The 18,964-nt window shown below is 72.0% G+C and carries 16 protein-coding genes; 3 read left to right on the plus strand and 13 right to left on the minus strand.

Annotated features, from left to right (window positions below):
- Positions 1-87 precede the first annotated feature (87 nt).
- On the plus strand, positions 88-552 hold the full coding sequence (locus tag SM757_RS32570) for a hypothetical protein (RefSeq protein WP_322468518.1): 465 nt from the start codon (positions 88-90) through the stop codon (positions 550-552).
- A 316-nt stretch (positions 553-868) separates the two neighbouring features.
- Here SM757_RS32570 and SM757_RS32575 read toward each other — a convergent pair whose 3' ends face one another.
- The 3 genes from SM757_RS32575 to SM757_RS32585 form a co-directional block, all read right to left on the minus strand.
- Positions 869-1,543, minus strand: a complete 675-nt coding sequence (locus tag SM757_RS32575) for a hypothetical protein (RefSeq protein ID WP_322468519.1) — start codon at positions 1,541-1,543, stop codon at positions 869-871.
- 151 nt (positions 1,544-1,694) lie between these two features.
- Positions 1,695-3,188, minus strand: coding sequence for a glycerol kinase GlpK (gene glpK / locus SM757_RS32580; RefSeq protein WP_322468520.1), 1,494 nt, complete (start codon positions 3,186-3,188; stop codon positions 1,695-1,697).
- Positions 3,189-3,693: 505 nt separating this feature from the next.
- Positions 3,694-4,350 (minus strand): hypothetical protein, encoded by a 657-nt coding sequence (locus tag SM757_RS32585; RefSeq protein ID WP_322468521.1) that lies wholly within the window; start codon positions 4,348-4,350, stop codon positions 3,694-3,696.
- Between the two features lie 71 nt (positions 4,351-4,421).
- Here SM757_RS32585 and SM757_RS32590 point away from each other — a divergent pair, with 71 nt between their 5' ends.
- The gene (locus SM757_RS32590; RefSeq protein ID WP_066340964.1) at positions 4,422-5,054 is read left to right on the plus strand and encodes a CDP-alcohol phosphatidyltransferase family protein; all 633 of its coding nucleotides are present in this window, start codon (positions 4,422-4,424) and stop codon (positions 5,052-5,054) included.
- Positions 5,055-5,100: 46 nt separating this feature from the next.
- Here SM757_RS32590 and SM757_RS32595 read toward each other — a convergent pair whose 3' ends face one another.
- From SM757_RS32595 to SM757_RS32640, 10 genes are all read right to left on the minus strand, one after another.
- The gene (locus tag SM757_RS32595) at positions 5,101-7,347 is read right to left on the minus strand and encodes a sensor histidine kinase (protein WP_322468522.1); all 2,247 of its coding nucleotides are present in this window, start codon (positions 7,345-7,347) and stop codon (positions 5,101-5,103) included.
- A 414-nt stretch (positions 7,348-7,761) separates the two neighbouring features.
- On the minus strand, positions 7,762-9,021 hold the full coding sequence (gene glcF / locus SM757_RS32600; protein ID WP_322468523.1) for a glycolate oxidase subunit GlcF: 1,260 nt from the start codon (positions 9,019-9,021) through the stop codon (positions 7,762-7,764).
- A gap of 15 nt (positions 9,022-9,036) precedes the next feature.
- Positions 9,037-10,167 (minus strand): glycolate oxidase subunit GlcE, encoded by a 1,131-nt coding sequence (gene glcE / locus SM757_RS32605; protein ID WP_322468524.1) that lies wholly within the window; start codon positions 10,165-10,167, stop codon positions 9,037-9,039.
- A 1-nt stretch (position 10,168) separates the two neighbouring features.
- Positions 10,169-11,665, minus strand: coding sequence for an FAD-linked oxidase C-terminal domain-containing protein (locus SM757_RS32610; RefSeq protein ID WP_322468525.1), 1,497 nt, complete (start codon positions 11,663-11,665; stop codon positions 10,169-10,171).
- An 82-nt stretch (positions 11,666-11,747) separates the two neighbouring features.
- Positions 11,748-13,409, minus strand: coding sequence for an L-lactate permease (locus SM757_RS32615; protein ID WP_066340973.1), 1,662 nt, complete (start codon positions 13,407-13,409; stop codon positions 11,748-11,750).
- Positions 13,410-13,593: 184 nt separating this feature from the next.
- Entirely contained in the window at positions 13,594-14,484 is an 891-nt protein-coding gene (locus SM757_RS32620) for a LysR substrate-binding domain-containing protein (protein WP_066340975.1), read from the minus strand.
- Positions 14,485-14,897: 413 nt separating this feature from the next.
- Positions 14,898-16,097, minus strand: coding sequence for an FIST signal transduction protein (locus SM757_RS32625; protein WP_066340977.1), 1,200 nt, complete (start codon positions 16,095-16,097; stop codon positions 14,898-14,900).
- A 126-nt stretch (positions 16,098-16,223) separates the two neighbouring features.
- Entirely contained in the window at positions 16,224-16,913 is a 690-nt protein-coding gene (locus tag SM757_RS32630; protein WP_322468526.1) for a PhaM family polyhydroxyalkanoate granule multifunctional regulatory protein, read from the minus strand.
- A 107-nt stretch (positions 16,914-17,020) separates the two neighbouring features.
- Positions 17,021-17,506 (minus strand): retropepsin-like aspartic protease family protein, encoded by a 486-nt coding sequence (locus tag SM757_RS32635; protein ID WP_322468527.1) that lies wholly within the window; start codon positions 17,504-17,506, stop codon positions 17,021-17,023.
- 289 nt (positions 17,507-17,795) lie between these two features.
- Entirely contained in the window at positions 17,796-18,731 is a 936-nt protein-coding gene (locus SM757_RS32640) for a fumarylacetoacetate hydrolase family protein (RefSeq protein ID WP_322468528.1), read from the minus strand.
- 29 nt (positions 18,732-18,760) lie between these two features.
- Between SM757_RS32640 and SM757_RS32645 the strand changes: the two genes are divergently transcribed.
- Complete coding sequence (locus tag SM757_RS32645; RefSeq protein ID WP_322468529.1) at positions 18,761-18,931, plus strand: hypothetical protein; 171 nt, start codon at positions 18,761-18,763, stop codon at positions 18,929-18,931.
- Positions 18,932-18,964 lie beyond the last annotated feature (33 nt).

The raw sequence follows: 18,964 nt of genomic DNA on the forward strand, positions 1-18,964 counted from the left end.
TGTGTATAAGAGACAGCGGTCCCGCTGCCCTCGCGGCTTGCGGAGCGCAGCGCCGGCCGGGCCCTGCGCCGCGACGCGGGCGAGGGGGTGGACGTTTTGGCGCGCCACGGGGAGGGCGCCGCGGCTGACACGTCCACACGCCGTGGAGAAGGCGCCGCCGCCGACGCGTCCACGCGCCGTGCAGAGGCCCCCGTGGCCGACGCGCCCGCGCCGCCGGCCGTGGCGCCGGCGCGGGGTGAAGCCTCCACGCGAGGCGAGGAGGCGACAGCGGCGGCTGCTGCGACGGAGGGCGCGGGCGCTGCTTCGCTGTTGGACACGCCCGCCTCGCGCCGGGCCTTGCGGGCGGTGGCGGTGGGCTCCTCCGCGCGGGCGCTGAGCGATGCGGCGGCTGGCGCGCCGAAACCGCTGTCGGCCGAAGAGCGGCTGGGCCGCGACGTGGCGCGCGCCGCCCGCGGCGACTGCCTCAAGGGCGAGTTCTTCGGCGGCGGCGCCGGTCTGCTGAGCCTGCCGTTCTGGGTGGCAGCCGAGGCGTCGGGGAAGTGCAGGCGGTGAGGGGCGCGGGGCGGTGCCGTGGGTTGACGGGACGTGAGGGCTGGCGGCAGCCGCAGCCGTTAGTCGTTAGCCAAGCCGCCTCGCCTACTACGCCGTAATGCCCGCGCTGGCGGGAGACCGGCGCGCGCCAACGGTCTACCCGGACGCCCCTTGACCACGGTGTTAGACGGTCTAACACCTGCCGCTGCGGCGCTGGTCCCAGCCCGCAAACCGCAGGCCGCATCGTTCAGAAATCTGAACGATGCCCGCCATGAAGTGAGGAGCCGATGGGCACCACAGCGAACGATGGACGCGCATCAAGCGCGTGAGCCCGTCGTCACAAGCCCGCCATCCCCTGCAGCGCCGCCCGCGCCGCCGCCGCCTGCGGCGCGTTGCGCGCCAGCACGGCTTCGAAATGGCGCCGCGCCTCGGCCGGCTTGCCGGCCTTGAGCGCCTGCTGCCCCGCGCGCATCAGCACCACGCCCTGGAAGGGCGCGGGCGAGGCGGCCAGCAGCGGGCTGCTCACCACCTCGGCCAGCAACTGCTCGCCGCGCGGGCCGCGGTTGAAGAAGCCCGGCATGCCCAGGAACACACTGGCGGCGACGAAGCGCACCTCCAGGCTGGCCGGCGTGCCGCGGTGCAGCGGCTTGTCATGCGCGGGCTGCAGTTGCGCCAGCGCCTTGTCCAGCCGCACCAGGCCGTCCTCGGTGTGGGCCATCTTTCGCCACGGCAGCCAGGCGTCGCGGCCCCGCAGCGTCAGCGCCGCGCCGGCGTAGGCCTGCAGCACCAGGTCCGACGGGTCGGCCTGGGCCATCCGTTCGAAGCGGCTCGCTGCCTCGTCGGTGCGGCTGCCGTCGCCGGCGGCGGCGCGGTCGAAGAGGCTCCAGGCGGCCTCGAAATCGGCCTCGTTCACCGGCGCGGCCAGCGCCACGCCGGGCAGCGCGGCAGCAGCGGCGACCACCAAGAGGCCAAGGCAGGAATGGGCAAAACGGCGGCGGGTGAGGGCGTTCATGTCGCGGGCCTGTGCGTGGAGGAGACGGCCCACATGCTGCGGAGGCCTCCGTGGCCCCGCAGCCGCCTTGCGACGGCCCGCCGCCCGCGTTCGCCAAATGCGGCGGCAGCGGCGGCAATCGCAACAGCAGCGCCGGCCGCCCCGCGCGGCGCTACGCCGCCACCGTCTGCCGCACCGCGCGTTCCCAGCGCGCCATCAGCTCCTGGGCGCGGTCGCGGTCCATGGTGGGCGTGAACACGCGCTCGGCCTGCCACTGCGAGGCCAGCTCGTCCAGCACCTGCCACACGCCGGCCGCCAGGCCCGCGAGGTAGGCCGCGCCCAGGGCGGTGGTCTCCGTCACGCGCGGGCGCAGCACGGGAATGCCCAGCAGGTCGGCCTGGAACTGCATCAGCAAATCGTTGACGCAGGCGCCGCCGTCCACGCGCAGCTCGCTCACCGGGGCGCCGCCGCCTTCCTGCGCGTCGCGGCTCATGGCCTGCAGCAGCGCGGCGCTCTGGAAGGCGATGCTCTCGATCGCCGCACGCGCCACGTGGCCCGCGGTGCTGCCGCGCGTGAGGCCCAGGATGGCGCCGCGCGCATCGGCCCTCCAGTACGGCGCGCCCAGGCCCGTGAAGGCGGGCACGAACATCACCCCGCCGCTGTCGGGCACGCTCTCGGCCAGGGCCTGCACCTCGGAGCTGGCGCGTATGGACTGCAGCCCGTCGCGCAGCCACTGCACCACCGCGCCGCCCACGAACACGCTGCCCTCCAGCGCGTACTGCGCCGCCGCGCCGGGCTGCGCCGCGGCGGTGCACAGCAGCCCGTTGCGCGAGCGCAGCAGCCGGTTGCCGGTGTGCATGAGCAAAAAGCAGCCCGTGCCGTAGGTGTTCTTGGCCATGCCCGGCGCCACGCAGGCCTGGCCGAAGAGGGCGGCCTGCTGGTCGCCGGCCATGCCGCACACGGGCAGCGAGACGCCCAACAGGGCCGCGTCCGTGTCGCCGAAGTGGTGGCTGGAGGCGTGCACCTGCGGCAGCAGCGAGGCGGGAATGTCCAGCGCGGCGAGCAGATCCTCGTCCCAGCGCTGGCGGGCGATGTCGTAAAGCATGCTGCGCGAGGCGTTGCTGGCGTCGGTGGCGTGCACCCGTCCGCCCGTGAGCTGCCACAGCAGCCAGGTGTCCACGGTGCCGAAGGCCAGCTCGCCGCGCTGCGCGGCCTCGCGCGCGCCGGGCACGTTGTCCAGCAACCAGCGGATCTTGGTGGCGGAGAAGTAGCTGTCCACCACCAGCCCGGTGCGCTCGCTCACCAGCGCCTCCAGCCCCCGCGCGCGCAGCTGGGCGCACAGCGGCTCGCCCCGGCGGTCCTGCCAGACGATGGCGTGGTGGATGGGACGCCCCGTGGTGCGCTCCCACAGCAGCGTGGTTTCGCGCTGGTTGGCGATGCCTAGGGTCTTGACGTCGCGCGCCGCGATGCCGGCCTGGGCCAGCGCCTGGCGCGCGGTGTCGAGCTGCGAGCGCCAGATTTCCATGGGGTCGTGCTCCACCCAGCCCGGCTGCGGAAAACGCTGCCGCAGCTCGCGCTGCGCCTGCGCCACCACGCGGCCCGCGCCGTCGAAGACGATGCTGCGCGAGCTGGAAGTGCCCTGGTCCAGGGCGAGGATGAAGCTCATGGCCGGTCTCCTGCGGGATCTGTCGTCCGTGCGCGGGCAGCTTAGGCCGCGGCCCGGGGCGCGGAGAAGGGCGCCGGGGGCTGTGGGGTCGGCTGGGGGGGCGGGTGGGTGGTGTGTAGGGGCTCGGTAGGGGTTGGGTGGGTAGGGCGAGGAGGGGGTGAGGGTGTAACGCGGGTGGCTGGGTTGGGCTGGGCTGGGCAAAAAAACGTTGGCGAATGGCGGTATCCCGTCAGCCGACGCGTTGCGCCCACTACTTCGTCATTCCCACGAAGGCGGGAATCCAGGCGGCCCCCAAGTCAGCCGGCAGCTCATGAGTCGGCGTACCGGGGAGAAAGCCGCGGCTTTCCTACGGGGCCTCTGCGTTCTGGCGTGGGGCCGCCTGGATTCCCGCCTTCGCGGGAATGACGGGTAAGGGTGCGCTGCGCCTTTGTCTCCGGCCGGCATTGGCAGCTTCGCTTCGGTCACGCTGCTTGGAGCCCTCAAGCCCTCAAGCTTTTGAAACTTCCTAGAACACTCCCGCCTTCTCCGCTGCCTCCAGCAGCGTGCGCGACATGGTCTGCATGCCGGCGTTGAAGTCGGTGGTGGTGGTGCTGGTGCGGGCCGACCACAGCAGCCGGCCGTTGCCGGTGTCGGAGAAGCTGCTGTTGGCCGCATAACCGGGGCTGGAGGCCATGCCGCCGCCGCCGATGGGCACCGACACGCCCACGCCCGCGCCGGAATGCCCGCCGAAGCTGAAGCCGCCTATGCCCAGCGAGAAGGGCGAGGGCTGGTACACGCGCGAGTTGTCCGGCGTCACCGAGGTCAGCAGCAGCGCCGTGGCGCCGGCCGCGCGCGCCGCGCCCAAGTAGGCGTCCGCCCCCTGGCCCACGCGGCCGGAGGGCGGCGGCTGCGTGGCGCGCACCGGGGTGAGGCCGCGCGCGGTGGCCTCGTCGACCATGCGGTCCATGCACACCTGCTGCAGCGTGGTGTCCACGGCCTCGCACACGACCATCACGCGTGCGCCCTGCAGCGGCCGTGCGGCCAGTTGCGGGTCGGACCACGTGGCGTCCGGCCCCGTGGCGCAGCCGGCCAGCAGGGCCGCCGCCAGCGTGGCGCCGGCCAGGGCCGTGGATCGTTGGGCGGCGCCGCGCGCCGGCAGGGCATGTCTCGTGCTCGAACTCATGACGGTCTCCTGGCCTGCAGGCAGGCAAGCAGCATGCCCTGCAGCAGCCAGATCGACGGAGGTTGAAACACATGACCACGACCACGCGCCCCGCGCGCCACTTCTCCATGCTCCGCGGCTTCGCGCTGGCGGATTTCTTCACCCTGGGCAACGCGGCCTGCGGCATGGCCGGGGTGCTGCTGGCCATGGGCTACATGGCCGATCCGGACACGGGGCGCTTCCTGCTGGCCGCGGCCATGGCGCCGCTGGCGCTGGCCTTCGACGTGCTCGACGGCCGCGTGGCGCGCTGGCGCCGCCAGGCCTCGGCGCTTGGGCGCGAGCTGGACTCGCTGGCCGACATCGTTTCCTTCGGCGTGGCCCCGGCGGTGCTGGCGCACGCCGCGGGCATGGACGGCGGCTGGGACGTGGCCGCGCTGATCTACTTCGTCTGCTGCGGCGTGAGCCGCCTGGCCCGCTACAACGTGACGGCCGAGACGCTGTCCGAAGGCGGCGACAAGGTGAAGTACTTCGAGGGCACGCCCATCCCGACCAGCGTGCTGCTCACCGCCGTGCTGGCCCTGGCCGCCTGGCAGGACCGCTTGGGCGACGACCTGTGGCTGGGCGCCTGGCAGCTCGGCCCCTGGGTGCTGCACCCGCTCTCGCTGCTGTTCGTCCTGTCGGGCTCGCTGATGATCAGCAAGACGGTGCGCATTCCCAAGTTGTGAGCCGCCGCCCAGGGCACTGAGGCCCCGCCGCGGGACCGCCGGCCCCTCAGCCGGTGTCCAGGGCGGGTTCCTCCAGATCCACCGCCACCCCGAAGCGGCTGCCCTGTCCGGGGTCGCTGTGCAGCGTCAGCTCGCCGCCCATGAGCGCCACGAGGTGGCGGACGATGGGCAGGCCGGAGCCCGTGCCGCCGAAGCGCCGCGTGCTGGAGGCGTCGCCCTGCGCGAAGGCGTCGAAGATGCGCTGGCGCGCCTGCGGCTCTATGCCCGGGCCGGTGTCGCTCACCTCCATGAGCAGCCGCACCCGGCCCGGCTCGCGCGCGGCCACCGCCACGCGCAGCGACACGCTGCCTTGCCCGGTGAACTTCACCGCGTTGCCCAGCAGTTTCAAGAGCACCTGCTTCAGGCGCAGCGGGTCGCCGCGCAGCTTGGGCGGCAGCTCGGCCGCGATGTCCCAGCGCAGTTGCAAGCCCTTTTGCGCCGCCAGCGGGCTCATGTAGGTCAGCACGTCGTCCAGCAGCGCCGCGGGCTCGAAGAGCCGGGCGTCCAGCCGCAGCTCGCCGGCCTGCAGGTGCGAGAGGTCCAGCACGTCGTCGGTGAGCGCCAGCAGCTCGTCGCCGGCCTGCCAGATGAGCTGCGCGAACTCGTGGGCCTTGGCGGGCAAGTCCATTTTTCCAAGCAACTGGCTCAGGCCGATGACGGCATTGAGCGGCGTGTGGAACTCGTGGCTCATGTGCGCCAGGAAGGCGCTCTTGGCCTGGTTGGCGGCTTCGGCCTGCAAGGTGCGCTGCTCCAGCGCGCGTTCCAGGGTCTTGCGCTCGCTCAGGTCCACGATCACGGCCAGGAAGCCGTGCGGCTGGCCCAGGTCGTCGCGCAGCGGGCTCAGGCTCAGCAGCCCGGGAAAGCGCGTGCCGTCGGCGCGCACGTAGGTCCACTCGCTGCGCTCGCCGGCGCGTGCCGTCGCGCCTGGGGGCAGGGTGTGCAGCGCCTGCGGCAGCAGGGCCGAGGCTTGGCCGCGCATCTCGGCCGGCAGCCACTGCAGGCGCTCGTGCAGCTCGGCGGGCTCGTGGAAGTCCAGCATGGAGCGTCCAAACGCCTGCTCGGCGCTCAGGCCCAGCATGGCTTCGGCCGCGGGGTTGAAGGCGATCACCCGGCTTTCCATGTCGGTGGCGATGATGGCGCTGGCCGCGCTGTCCAGGATGGCGCGCAGCTCCGCCGTGCGGCGGCCGACCTGCTGCTCCAGCGTGGCGTTGAGCTCCGCGATGCGCGCCTGCGCCGTGCGCCGCTGCTGCGCCGAGTGCAGCACCACGTGCAGCAGCAGCGACAGCAGCGCCGCCACGGCGCCGCCGCGCAGCGCCAGCGCCAGCGGGTCGCGCAACCGCAGCCGCTGCACCAGCGGCGCCAGCGCCCGCAGCTCCACCTGCCAGGTGCGCCCGTAGAGCTGCAGCGCCACCTGCTGCTGCGGCACGCCCGCCGCGGGCTCGGTCCAGTCCGGCGAGGTGAAAAGACGCACCGGGTTGCCCGGCGGCGTGGCGTCGGCCAGCGCCAGGGCGAAGGCGCCGCCCTCGCGGTCGAAGTCGCGCAGCACCTCGTCCATCAGCAGCCGCACGTTGGCCCAGCCCACGGTGTCGGCCTCGCGCAGCGCGGGCGCCGGCGTGGCGATGTCGCGGTACACGGGCACCATGAGGGCGAAGGCGTGCAGGTGCTGCGCGGGGTCGTCCTCCGGTGCGAAAGGGGCGCTCAGGCGCGGCTCGCCGCTGCGCATGGACGCCAGCGCCGCGCCGCGCCGCGCCGGGTCGGAGGCGACGTCCAGCCCAAGCACGGTGGGGTTGTTTCCCGGCTCCATGTACTGGATGACGAAGCGCTCGCCCGCGTTTGGGCCGACCTGGCGGATGCGGAAATCGCTGAACCCCTCGCGCCGCATGCCGGCCACGAAGGCCGCCTCCTGCGCCACCGGCACGCGGCGTATGAAGCTCACGCCGCTGAGGCCCGGGAACTGCCGCGGCAGGTCCAGCGAGCGCCCGTAGCGGTGGAACTGCTCGTGCGTGATCTCCGCCACCGAACTCCCGGCCGTGATGACGGCGCTGCGCGTGGCCAGCAGCCCGTTTTCGTAGAGCTGCATGCGCCGGCGCAGCCGCTCGGCCGTGCGTTCGGCCGTCTGCGCCAGTTCCTGGTGCACCGCCGCCTCGTTGGCCCGCTGCTGCCACAGCCCAAGACCCACGCAGGCCAGCAGGCCGCCCACCAGCAGCAGCGGCGGCCAGACCGCGGCGGTGGAAGGGGAGGCAGCGGGCTTCATGTCATGGCGTTGCGGTATGCACGGGAACGCATGGGCCCGCGCATGAGCAAATAGGACACCACAAAGAGTTTGCGCGAAGCGAAAGCCTGGAAAAAATTTGTGCGTCCCGCGCTTTGGGGCAGGCTTGTTCCCGCCATCGGCAATCCACGCATGTGGAGTGGAACGCTGTCCGCCCTGGCCGCACGGGGCTGATGTGGGGCCTGGTTTTCGTGTCGCCGCTGCTGCTGCTGCCGCTGCCGCAGTACCTGGTGGTCCGGCCTGAGCGGCATCGGTTTCGAGCGGCCCTTGCCCCAAAAGCAAAAGGGCCGGCGGCAGCGCCCCGGCCCTTCTTCGTTCATGCGGATGACCGCGGCTTCAAGCGGCCATCCGCGCAGGCGGCTTCAAGCCAGGCTTGAAAAAGCCGGCGCCGCCGCTTCAGCGCGCCAGCGCCTCGTCCACCACCTCCACCCAATGCCGCACCGGCGTGCCGGTGCCGCTTTGCAGGTGCTGGATGCAGCCCACGTTGGCCGAGACGATGCAGTCCGGCTGCGTGGGCAGCAGCTGGCCCAGCTTGCGGTCGCGCAGCTGGTGCGACAGCTCCGGCTGCAGCACCGAGTACGTGCCCGCCGAGCCGCAGCACAGGTGCGCCTCGCCCACGGCCAGGCTCACCTCGAAGCCCAGCGCCCGCAGCCCCGACTCCACGCCGCCGCGCAGTTGCTGCCCGTGCTGCAGCGTGCACGGCGGATGGAAGGTCAGCTTGCGCGGCACGGCGCCGGCCGGCACGTCCGGCTGCGGCACCTTGCCCGCGAGCTTGGGCGCCAGCAGCGGCACCAGGTCCGGCAGCAGCTCGGACAAGTCCTTGGTCAGCGCCGAGATGCGCGCGGCGCGCGCGGCATAGGCCGGGTCGTGCTTGAGGGCCTTGCCGTAGTCCTTGACCATCACGCCGCAGCCGGAGGCGTTCATGACGATGGCCTCCACCTGGTCCAGCAGCGGCGTCCAGGCGTCCACGTTGCGGCGCATGTCGTCCAGGCCGCCCTCGTGGTCCGACAGGTGCGAGCGGATCGCGCCGCAGCAGCCGGCCTTGGGCGAGGTGAGCACCTGGATGCCCGCGGCGTCCAGCACCCGCGCCGTGGCGGCGTTGATGTTGGGCGCCATGGCGGGCTGCACGCAGCCCGCGAGCATCAGCACCTTGCGGGCGTGCTCCCGCTTGGGCCACTCGTGGGCGCGCGGCGGCGTCTTCTCAGGCACCTTCTCGCGCAGGCTGGCCGGCACCAGCGGGCGCAGCGCCTGGCCCAGCTTCAGGGCCGGGGCGAACAGCGGCGAGGTCAGGCCCTCCTTGAGCAGCCAGCGCTTGGCGCGCTCGCCGGCCGGGCGCTGCACCTTCTTCTCGACGATGTTGCGGCCGATGTCGGCCAGCGCCCCGTAGCTCACGCCGGAGGGGCAGGTGCTTTCGCAGTTGCGGCAGGTCAGGCAGCGGTCCAGGTGCAACTGCGTGGCGCGCGTGGGCTCGGCGCCTTCGAGCACCTGCTTCATCAGGTAGATGCGCCCGCGCGGGCCGTCCAGCTCGTCGCCCAGGATCTGGTAGGTCGGACAGGTCGCGGTGCAGAAGCCGCAGTGCACGCACTTGCGCAGGATCGCTTCGGCTTCCTGGCCTTCCGGCGTGTCGTGGAACTCGGGAGCGAGATTGGTTTGCATCGGGGAGTCTCGGATTCAGAGATCCGCGTAGAGGCGGCCGGGGTTGAACACCCGGTCCGGGTCGAATGCGGTTTTGAGCTGCTTGTGGATGCGCGCCAGCGGCGCCGACAGCGGGGCCAGCACGCCCGCGGACTTGTCCTGCGCCGCGAACAGCACGGCGTGGCCGCCGGCGCGGCGCGCGGCGTCGCGCACCTGCGCGGCCGGAGTCTCGGTGAGCAGCCAGCGCTGCGCGCCACCCCACTCGACGAGTTGGTTGCCGCCCAGCTCGTCCAGCGGCGCGGCCACTTGCGGCACCGACAGGCGCCACAGCGCCCGGCCGCCGCCCTGCAGCACCGCCGTGTGGGCGAGCTGGAAGAAGTCGTCGCGCTGGTCGCGCAGGCCCAGCCAGAAGGCGGCCGCCGCCGCGTCGTCCAGCACCTCGCCGCCCAGGCCGGCCGTGGCGGCGTCCACCGCGGCGCGCGCGCCGGACAGGCGCACCACCAGCGTGTTGTTCCACCAGGCGCTGGCGTTCACGGGCAGCGGCTGGCCGCCCCAGGCGTTCAGCCGCTTCAGCGCCTGCGCCTGGTCCACGGCAAAGCGCAGAGTGCGCGTGGCCACGGGCATGGGCAGCACCTTGAGGCTCACCTCGCAGATCAGGCCCAGGAAGCCCATGGAGCCGGCCAGCATGCGCGCCACGTCGTAGCCCGCCACGTTCTTCATCACCTGGCCGCCGAAGCTCACCACTTCGCCCTTGCCGGTGAGCATGGTGGCGCCCAGCACGTAGTCGCGCACGCTGCCCACGGCCGCGCGCGAGGGGCCGGCCAGGCCCGCGGCGACCATGCCGCCCACGGTGCCGGTGCCGCCCTCGCCCTGGAAGCGCGGCGGCTCGAAGGCCAGGTACTGGCCTTGCGCCGCCAGCGCGGCTTCCAGCTCCTGCAGCGGCGTGCCGGCGCGCACGGTCACGACCAGCTCGGTGGGCTCGTAGCTGCTGATGCCCGTGAGCACCCGCGTGTCCAGCACCTCGCCGCGCGGCAGCTCGCCATAGAAGCGCTTGCTGCCGTGGCCGCGGATCTCGAAAGCGCCCTGGGCGGCGCGGGCGGTCATCACCTGGTCAATCAGGCGCGCCAGCACGGGGTCCTGCGCCCCGGGGTTGTTGAATGCGTTCATGTCAGAAGCGCTCCAGCTCGGGGAAGGGCAGCAGGCCCTTGCGCACATGCATCTTTCCGTATTCGGCACAGCGGTGCTTGCTGGGCACGGCCTTGCCGGGGTTGAGCGTGCCGGCGGGGTCGAAGGCGGACTTCAGCGCCAGCATCTGCTCCAGCTCGGCCGGGCTGAACTGCACGCACATGGAGTTGAGCTTTTCCACGCCCACGCCGTGCTCGCCCGTCACCGTGCCGCCCATGGCGACGCTGGTCTCCAGGATGTCGGCGCCGAACTGCTCGCAGCGGTGCAGCTCGTCGGGGTCGTTGGCATCGAACAGGATGAGCGGGTGCAGGTTGCCGTCGCCCGCATGGAACACGTTGGCGCAGCGCAGCTGGTACTTCTTTTCCATCTCCTGGATGGCCAGCAGGATGTCGGCCAGGCGCTTGCGCGGGATGGTCGAGTCCATGCACATGTAGTCGGGGCTGATGCGCCCCGAGGCCGGGAAGGCGTTCTTGCGCCCGCTCCAGAATTTCAAACGCTGCGCCTCGTCGCGGCTGACGGTGATGCCGATGGCGCCGCAGCCTTCGAGCACCGCCACCATGCGGCCGATTTCCTCCTCGACCTCTTCCGGCGTGCCGTCGCTCTCGCACAGCAGGATGGCTTCGGCCGTGAGGTCGTAGCCGGCGTGGACGAAGTCTTCGACCGCCGCCGTCATGGGCTTGTCCATCATTTCCAGCCCGGCGGGGATGATGCCCGCGGCGATGATGCTGGCCACGGCGTCGCCGGCTTTGCGCATGTCGTCGAAGCTGGCCATGATGCAGCGCGCCAGTTGCGGCTTCGGGACCAGCTTGACCGTCACCTCGGTCACCACGGCCAGCATGCCTTCGCTGCCCACCAGCACCGTGAGCAGGTCCAGCCCGGCGGCGTCCAGCGCGTCGGAGCCGAACTCCACCGCCTCGCCTTCCACCGTGAAGCCGCGCACCTTGAGCACGTTGTGCACCGTCAGCCCGTACTTCAGGCAGTGCACGCCGCCGGAGTTCTCGGCGACGTTGCCGCCGATGGTGCAGGCGATCTGGCTGCTGGGGTCGGGGGCGTAGTAGAGGCCGTAGGGCGCGGCGGCCTCGCTGATGGCGAGGTTGCGCACGCCGCACTGCACGACGGCGGTGCGGCTGACCGGATCGACCTTGAGGATCTTGTTGAACTTGGCCAGCGACAGCGTCACGCCCAGGGCGTGCGGCATGGCGCCGCCCGACAGGCCCGTGCCCGCGCCGCGCGCGACCACCGGCACGTTGAGCTGGTGGCACGCGCGCAGCACGGCCGCGACCTGTTCCTCGGTCTCGGGCAGCGCCACCACCAGCGGCGACTGCCGGTAGGCGGTGAGGCCGTCGCACTCGTAGGGCGTGGTTTCTTCGTCGCGCCACAGCAGCGCGTGCGCCGGGACGGCGGCCTGCAGCGCGGCCACCACCTGCGCGCGGCGTTGGGCGCGCTCGGCTGCGGACGGCAGGTCTTGGGAAGCGTTCATGGACGGCCTCCTGTAATGGATTGCAAGCGGGGGGCTGAATGAAAAACCGGCCCCTTGGGGCCGGTCTGCAAGCGTCAGGTGATTACTTGACCACCATCAGCGTGAAGGGCCAGACGTAGGCCTGCATCGTCACGAAGATGCCCACCAGGCAGGCCAGGGCCACCGAGTGGAAGAAGACGTAGCGCAGGATGTCGCCCTCGTGGTTGAACCAGCGCGTGGCGGTGGAGGCAACGACGATGGATTGTGCGTCGATCATCTTGCCCATGACGCCGCCGGAGCTGTTGGCCGCGCCCATCAGGTTGGCCGACAGGCCCAGCTGCTCGGCCGCCACCTTCTGCATGCCGCCGAAGAGCACGTTGGAGGCGGTGTCCGAGCCCGTCAGCGCCACGCCCAGCCAGCCCATCAGCGTGCCGAAGAAGGGGTACATCCAGCCGGTGTTGGCGAAGGCCAGGCCCAGCGTGGTGTCGGTGCCGGAGAAGCGCGTGAGCGTGCCCAGGGCCAACATCAGCACGATGGTCAGCAGCGAGTAGCGGACCAGCCAGATGGTGCGGAAGAAGGACTTCACCAGCGCCACGGGGCTGTACTTCATGATCAGGCCGCCCACGATGGCCGCCAGCAGGATGCCCGTGCCGGTGGCCGACAGCAGGTTCAGCGTGTAGATCGCGGCTTCCTTGTGGGGCGTCGGGACGACCGGCGGCACCTTCTCCACCAGGTTGTGCAGGCCCTCGATCGGGAACTTGGGCGCGTAGATGCCGTTGAAGTACTTCTTGACTTCCGGCAGGCCCCAGATGAACACGAAGATGGTCAGGATGGCCCAGGGCGTCCAGGCGCGGATCACGTCGCCGATGGGGTGCTTGACCACGGGCATGGGCGCCTTGGCCTCGCCGCCATCCTTGTCATGGCCCTTGAGCGACACGGAGGTCCAGATCTTCTTGGGCTGCCACACGCGCAGGAAGCTCACCAGCGCCACCATGGAGACGATGGCGGCGATCACGTCCACCAGCTCCACGCCGATGTAGTTGGACACCACGAACTGCGACAGCGCGAAGCTCGCGCCCGTCACCAGGATGGCGGGCCAGATTTCCATCATGGCCTTGCGACCGGCGAAGGCCCAGATCAGCCAGAAGGGCACCAGCAGCGAGAAGAAGGGCAGCTGGCGGCCGATCATGGACGACACGGCATGCAGGTCGTAGCCGTGCACCTGCGCCAGCGTGATCACCGGCGTGCCCAGCGCGCCGTAGGCCACCGGGGCGGTGTTGGCGATCAGCGAGAGGCCGGAAGCGGCCAGCGGCGAGAAGCCCAGGCCGATCAGGATGGCGGCCGTCACGGCCACCGGCGTGCCGAAGCCCGCCGCGCCTTCAAAGAAGGCGCCGAAGGCGAAGGCGATCAGCAGCAGTTGCAGCCGGCGGTCCTGCGTGATGCCGGCAATCGAGTCCTGCAGGACCTTGAAGCTGCCGTTCTGCTCGGTGAGCTGGTGCAGGAAGATGATGTTCAGGACGATCCAGCCGATGGGCAGCAGGCCGGTGAGGCCGCCCAGGAAGGCCGCGTTGCCCGCCAAGGAGGCCGGCATGCCGTACACGAACACGGCAATGATGAAGGCCGACAGCAGGCCCAATCCCGCGGCGATGTGGGCCTTGATGTGGAAGAAGCCCAGGCAGGCCAGCATCACCACGACGGGAATGGCTCCCATCAATGTGGAGATGAACATGTTGCCGAATGGGTCGTAGACCTGTTGCCAGACCATGGCGTGTCTCCTGAAGAGTTCTCGAAAAGCGTTGACGGCGGACAAGTCGCCACCCCATGGGGGCGCGACTGTAGGACCGCCTATCGGCCGGGAAATGAAGATTCTTCATATCCGGCATGAGCGTTTTTCAAGACAGGTCAGGCACGCGTCAGCTTTGTCACGCCGGCGACTTTTCTCGGAGGGCCTACCCGAGCGAGACCTTGGCCCATTCCACGAAGGCCGCGCACTCCCAGCGCTCCAGCGTGCCGGGCTTCCAGCACAGGAAATGGTGCTGGGGCGAGTGCACGCTGCGGGCCGACAGCCGCACCAGGCGGCCGTTGTCCAGCCAGGTCTTGGCCAGGCGCAGCCGCGCCAGTGCCACGCCGAAGCCGGCCGCCGCGGCGTCCAGCATCAAGCCGATGTCGTTGAACTGCGTGCCGCCGCTGCGCGGCTCGGGCAGCCCGATGCCGCAGGCGCGAAACCACGTGCCCCAGGGCTCCAGCGGGCTGCGTATGAGCCGCGCGCGCGAGACGACCTCGGCCGAGTCGAAGCCGTCGAAGGGCCCGGCCTCGTTGAGGTACTCGGGGCTGCACACGGGGCAGACCTCGTCGCGCAGCACGCACACCTGCTCCACGTCGGCGTAGGGGCCGGTGCCGTAGCGGATTTCGAGGTCGGTCTCCTCGGCCTTGACGTCCAGCAGCGGAATGGCGACCTGCATGATCAGGTCCACTTCCGGGTAGGCATGGCGGAACAGCGCCAGCTTGGGCAGCAGGATTTCGCGCGAGAAGGTGGGCGTGACGGCCAGCCGCAGCCGCACCGGCGCCCCGGTGCGCTGCACGGCGCTGCCCGGGAGCTGCTGCAGCGCGCGCAGGCCCTGGCGCACGTGGCCGAGGTAGGCGGCGCCGTCGGCGGTCAGGGTGAAGTCGCCGCGGGCGAACAGGCGCACGCCCAGGTGCGATTCGAGCTGCCGCATGCGGTGGCTCACCGCGCTGGGCGTGACGCTGAGCTCCTCGGCCGCCAGCGTCACGCTGCGCAGCCGCGCCAGCGCCTCGAAGCTCTGCAGGCAGTGGATGGGCGGGATGCGCGGCGGGGCCATGGCGGACCTTCAGGAATGGGGTGCAGGCGGGGTGCCGCGGCGCCCGGCGCCTTGGCCGGGCGAGTGGAGCGTGCGCGTCATGCGCGGGAAAGCGCCTTGCCGTCCAGAGGGCGCCGAGCGGCCTTCGCATCGCGTGAGCCAAGCCGCCGCGTTCCCTGCTTCGTCATGCCCGCGAAAGCGGGCATCCACGATCGCCGCGGTGGGGCCTTCGAACCGCACGGCCCAAGGGCAACGCTGCCATGCCGGCGCCGCGGCAGGCGTGGATGCCCGCTTTCGCGGGCATGACGGATCGGGGGGCGGGGCGCCCTGGCCACAGGGCTGACAGGGCATGACGGCCTTCCCCGGCCAGCCCCGCGCCTTGGCGGCAATGACGGCATTCCTTCGCTGGGCCGCACCGCAACGCATGTGGCCGCTCAGCCCTGCGCCGCCGTGAACACCGTCAGCACGCCGGTGTAGCCGTAGAGGTGGTGGTGGCCGATCTCGCCGCTGGCGAAGAAGCCGGCCAGCGGCACGTCGCCCAGGGCGTGCTGGACGATCTGCAGCTCCGCCGAGGGCGCGCCGAAATGCGGCCCGCCGCGCCCGGCGCAACTGATGTAGAGCGCCCCCGCGATGCGCGAGGCCGCCGCCAGCTCCGCGCCGCCGCCCGGGGGCGGCGCGGCCGGCGCCTCGATGCCGGCCTCGATCTCCTCGCGGATCTCGGCGCAGATGCGCACCAGGTCGCGCCGTGCGGCCACGGCGTCGCGCTGGCAGAAGGCGATCTGCTGGCCCACCTCCACGGCCTCGGCCAGCGCCACGCCACGCCGTCCCGGCTCCAGGCCGATGAGGTGGCGCACGCGGGTGTTCTCGCCGAACTGGCCGCCGCGCGAAAGCGTGTCCTCGCGCGCGTCGCTCACGCCGGCCAGCGTGGAGCGCAGCCGCGGCAGCGCCACGGTGGGGTGCGAGAGGTCCACGCCCGTGTCGGCCAGCAGCGCATCCAGCGCGGGCTTGCCGTCCAGCTCCAGGACGAGGTGCTCGTTGGCCGCGGTCACGCGCCGCACCGGGCCCACGGGCGTGCAGCCCTGGGTGACGCGCGAGATCAGGCCGACTTCGGACGTGAAGGCCACGCCGGAGAGCCCGCCGCGGAACACGCCGTCGGCGATCTGCAGCGACTGCCCGCGCGCCGAGGCCAGGCCGCCGAAGAGGTAGCCGGCCGCCGTGCGCTCGCTCATCTCGGCGATCAGCTCGGCCAGGTCCGGCGTGGAGGGGTCGGCGTGGACCAGCGCGGTGTGCGCGTCCAGCCCAAGCGGCCGGGTGCCCGAGAAGACCTGGAAGCTGCCCGCGGGCAGCCGCGCCAGCATGAGCACCAGCGCGGGCTCGTCGAAATACTCCACCCCGCTGCCGCTGATGCCCACGCCGGAGGCGCCCACCCAGGACAGGCCGGGCCAGTCGTGGCGCAGCGCCTGCAGCAGCTCCTCGGCCTGCGGCGCGTAGATGTCGCTGAAGTAGACGAAGCCCAGGTTGGGACCGTGACCCTTGGGGTGCGCCGCCCGCTGCGCGCGCAGCTGCGCGTTGGCAAGCTCCAGGGCGTAGCGCCAGTCGGGGTGCGTGGCGTGGGCGTGCAGGAAGGTGTCCATGGTGCAGTGTGGGGGCGCGCCGTCGGCGCTGTCACGCGGCGGCGCGGCACGACGGCCGATCCGGTGCGGCCCAGCGGGCAAGCCGGGCGCCCAACGCGCCCGGGCCGTGCAGCCGCCCAGGCAGGATCACTTGGCGGCCGGGCGCTTGCGCGCAGCCTTGGCCGCGGCGGTGGCCGGGGTGTCGGCGGCCTCGGGGGTGTCGGCCGCACCGGCGGCGGGCTTGCCGGCTGCGCCGGCTGGCGTGGCCGAGGTGCCGGCGGCGGCGCTGGCATTGGCCGCGGCCTGGGCCATGGAGTTGGCCAGCGTGGTGCGGGCGGCGTCGGCGGCGGCTGCGCCCTCCTGCAGCGCATGGGCGGCGAGCTGGCCGAACTGCTGCGTGAGCGCCGTCCACCACTGCATCGGGTCCACCACGCCCGCGGCGGGCTTGGCGGCTCCGTCCGCGGCGGCGGCCTTGGGCGCCGCGGTGGGGGCGGGCGTGGGCGTGGGCGTCGGCGCGGGGGTGGGTGTGGGGGCGGCGGGGCGGATGGTGAGCGCGTCGCGCAGGTCGCCCATTTGCACGTTCATGGTCTTGAGCGTGGTCAGCGTCATGCGCTGCACTTCCAGGGCCTGGATGGTGGCGCCGAGCATGCGGGCGTTCTGCTCCAGCCAGAACTGCACGGCGCGCAGCTCGTTGATGCGCTTTTCCAGCTCCTCGGGGTTGAGCGTGGGCGCCACCCACTGGCCCATGGACGGCATGGCCGCGCCGGCGCTGCCCACGAGCTTCTGCAGGAAATCGAATCCCGGAACGAGCTTGGAAAAATCGGGCTGTTCAGCCATGTCTTTGTCTCCCACGACGAACCGGCGATTGTGCCTGCCGGGCATGACGGATCGCGCAGCAGGAAGGTGGCGCAGGCAACGCGGGGCGGGCCGTGGCCGCGGCGCCGTCAGCGCCCCTGCAGCTCGATGCGCAGCACCCCTTGGCGCTGCTGCCAGTGCAGCCGGCCCAGCACGTCCATGCCCAGCAGCGGGCGGTCGCCCAGCCCCGGCAGGGCGGCCATGCGCAGGCGCTGCACCTGCACGCCGCCGTCCAGCGCCACGTCGGCCAGCACCACCGTGCCCATGACCTCGCCGCCGGCCGTCTGCGTGCGCACGCGGCCGACCTCGTCGAGCTCCAGCCGCCGCGCCAGCGCCAGCGGCAGCGCGCTGCTGGTGGCGCCGGTGTCCACCAGGAAATCCACCGGCTGGTTGCCTATGCGCCCGGGCCAGTGGTAGTGCCCGTCCGGCCCGCGGCGCAGCTCCACCACGCCCTCCTGCTGCGTGAAGCGCGTGCGCTGCTGCTGGTTCTGCCACCACTGCACGCCCAGGAACAGCACCGCGCCCAGGAGCAGCCAGACGGTGGCGAATTTCAGGGAGCGGGGGAAATCGGACATGGCGCTGGAGGTGGCGTTGAGGGCAGCGAAGGCAAGTGCGCATCGTCCAATGTTTTGGCCGGCGCTGCGCGGGAGCCCGGCCGTCCGGGAAACGCCGGCGGGACCCGGCCTCCCGCCAGTCAAGACGCTCCGGCCTCTACGCCGTCATGCCCGCGAAAGCGGGCATCCACGAATGCCGGGATGTGGGCTTCGATTCGATCGGCATCACGCAGGGCCGGCGTTGGTGCAGGGCGGATTCCCTTGTGGAACAGCGCAATCCCGCCCCTGCGCTTCAAGCGCCTCTTGAAAATCACCCCCGGCTAATCGCCACGGCCTGCTCGATGGCGCCCAGCGGCGCCTGCCCGCGCGCGTCCAGCAGCTCCAGCCGCAGCCGGTCGCCGTGGCGCAGCCAGCCGCCGGTGGGGGCGTCGCCGGAGGCCGGCTCGTGCGCGCGCAGCGTCTGCACGCTGAAGCTCGCGCCCGCCACCTCGGCCTGTGCCGCGCAGCCCACCACGCTGCCGGCCTGCAGCATGCGCGTGTGCGCCAGCCGCGCCAGTGCCTGGCCGAAGTGCCAGGGCAGGGCCTCGGCGGCGTTGCACCGTGCCAGGCGGCGCTGGTTCCAGGTGAGCTGCAAGTCGGCGCGCAGCCGCCCGGCTTCCCAGGCCGTGCCCAGCTCGTCCGGCGTCACCGCGACTGGGCCCAGGGCCGGTGGCGGGCTGAAGCCAGCGTCCGACGCGTCCAGCGCGCGCAGCCGCCAGCGGCTCATGAGCGTGAGCAGCCGCACGCCCTCCAGCGCTTCCAGCGCCGGGGTGCCGGCGGCGATGTCGCCCGTGACCACGGCGATGCCGGCTTCGGCGTCCAAGTCCCAGCCGTCGCTGGCGAACTCGGCCACGTCGCGTGGGCCCAGCAGCGCGTCGCCCGCGCACAGCTCCAGGCGCAGCGGGGCGGGGGCGTCCGGCTCGGCTTCAGGCCGCACTGGCGACGGCCGCGTGGCCCAGGCCAGTTGAAAAGCGCGGGGCAGCGGGGCGGCGCACAGGCGCGGGTCGAAATCGAAGGCGTGGCGCACCTGGCCGCGGTTGAGCGCCTCGTAGAGCTGCTGCAGTTGCGGCGCCATGTAGTTCCAGTCGTCGAGCACCTGCTGCAGCCGGGTGGCGATGCCGGTCGCAAAATGCGCGCGTGTGAGGTCGCGCGACACCACGACGAGCTGTCCGTCGCGCGAACCGTCCTTGTAAGTCGCCAGTTTCATAGCCCTTGTCACCGTTGCGGAACCTGCCATTGTCGGCGCCGCGCCGACGCCGGGTCGCGCTGCTGCTCACGGTGGCAGGCGTGACGCTGCTGCATGCCTGGCTGCTGTTCGGCCGCGCCGGTGAACCCGAGGAAGCCTTGCCGGAGCGTACGGCCGCGGTGCCCTTCCAGTTGCAGGCCGTGGCGATTAGCCGGGGGTGATTTTCAAGAGGCGCTTGAAGCGCAGGGGCGGGA

It is taken from the genome of Azohydromonas lata (assembly GCF_034427735.1).
Classification (GTDB): domain Bacteria; phylum Pseudomonadota; class Gammaproteobacteria; order Burkholderiales; family Burkholderiaceae_C; genus Azohydromonas; species Azohydromonas lata.

What these genes read in the sequence shown, in the direction of transcription:
- SM757_RS32595 (WP_322468522.1), bottom strand. Translation starts at nt 7,347, where the DNA reads ATGAAGCCCGCTGCCTCCCCTTCCACCGCCGCGGTCTGGCCGCCGCTG.
- SM757_RS32630 (WP_322468526.1), bottom strand. Translation starts at nt 16,913, where the DNA reads ATGGCTGAACAGCCCGATTTTTCCAAGCTCGTTCCGGGATTCGATTTC.
- SM757_RS32640 (WP_322468528.1), bottom strand. Translation starts at nt 18,731, where the DNA reads ATGAAACTGGCGACTTACAAGGACGGTTCGCGCGACGGACAGCTCGTC.
- SM757_RS32620 (WP_066340975.1), bottom strand. Translation starts at nt 14,484, where the DNA reads ATGGCCCCGCCGCGCATCCCGCCCATCCACTGCCTGCAGAGCTTCGAG.
- SM757_RS32610 (WP_322468525.1), bottom strand. Translation starts at nt 11,665, where the DNA reads ATGAACGCTTCCCAAGACCTGCCGTCCGCAGCCGAGCGCGCCCAACGC.
- glcE (WP_322468524.1), bottom strand. Translation starts at nt 10,167, where the DNA reads ATGAACGCATTCAACAACCCCGGGGCGCAGGACCCCGTGCTGGCGCGC.
- SM757_RS32615 (WP_066340973.1), bottom strand. Translation starts at nt 13,409, where the DNA reads ATGGTCTGGCAACAGGTCTACGACCCATTCGGCAACATGTTCATCTCC.
- SM757_RS32585 (WP_322468521.1), bottom strand. Translation starts at nt 4,350, where the DNA reads ATGAGTTCGAGCACGAGACATGCCCTGCCGGCGCGCGGCGCCGCCCAA.
- SM757_RS32625 (WP_066340977.1), bottom strand. Translation starts at nt 16,097, where the DNA reads ATGGACACCTTCCTGCACGCCCACGCCACGCACCCCGACTGGCGCTAC.
- glpK (WP_322468520.1), bottom strand. Translation starts at nt 3,188, where the DNA reads ATGAGCTTCATCCTCGCCCTGGACCAGGGCACTTCCAGCTCGCGCAGC.
- SM757_RS32635 (WP_322468527.1), bottom strand. Translation starts at nt 17,506, where the DNA reads ATGTCCGATTTCCCCCGCTCCCTGAAATTCGCCACCGTCTGGCTGCTC.
- SM757_RS32590 (WP_066340964.1), top strand. Translation starts at nt 4,422, where the DNA reads ATGACCACGACCACGCGCCCCGCGCGCCACTTCTCCATGCTCCGCGGC.
- glcF (WP_322468523.1), bottom strand. Translation starts at nt 9,021, where the DNA reads ATGCAAACCAATCTCGCTCCCGAGTTCCACGACACGCCGGAAGGCCAG.
- SM757_RS32575 (WP_322468519.1), bottom strand. Translation starts at nt 1,543, where the DNA reads ATGAACGCCCTCACCCGCCGCCGTTTTGCCCATTCCTGCCTTGGCCTC.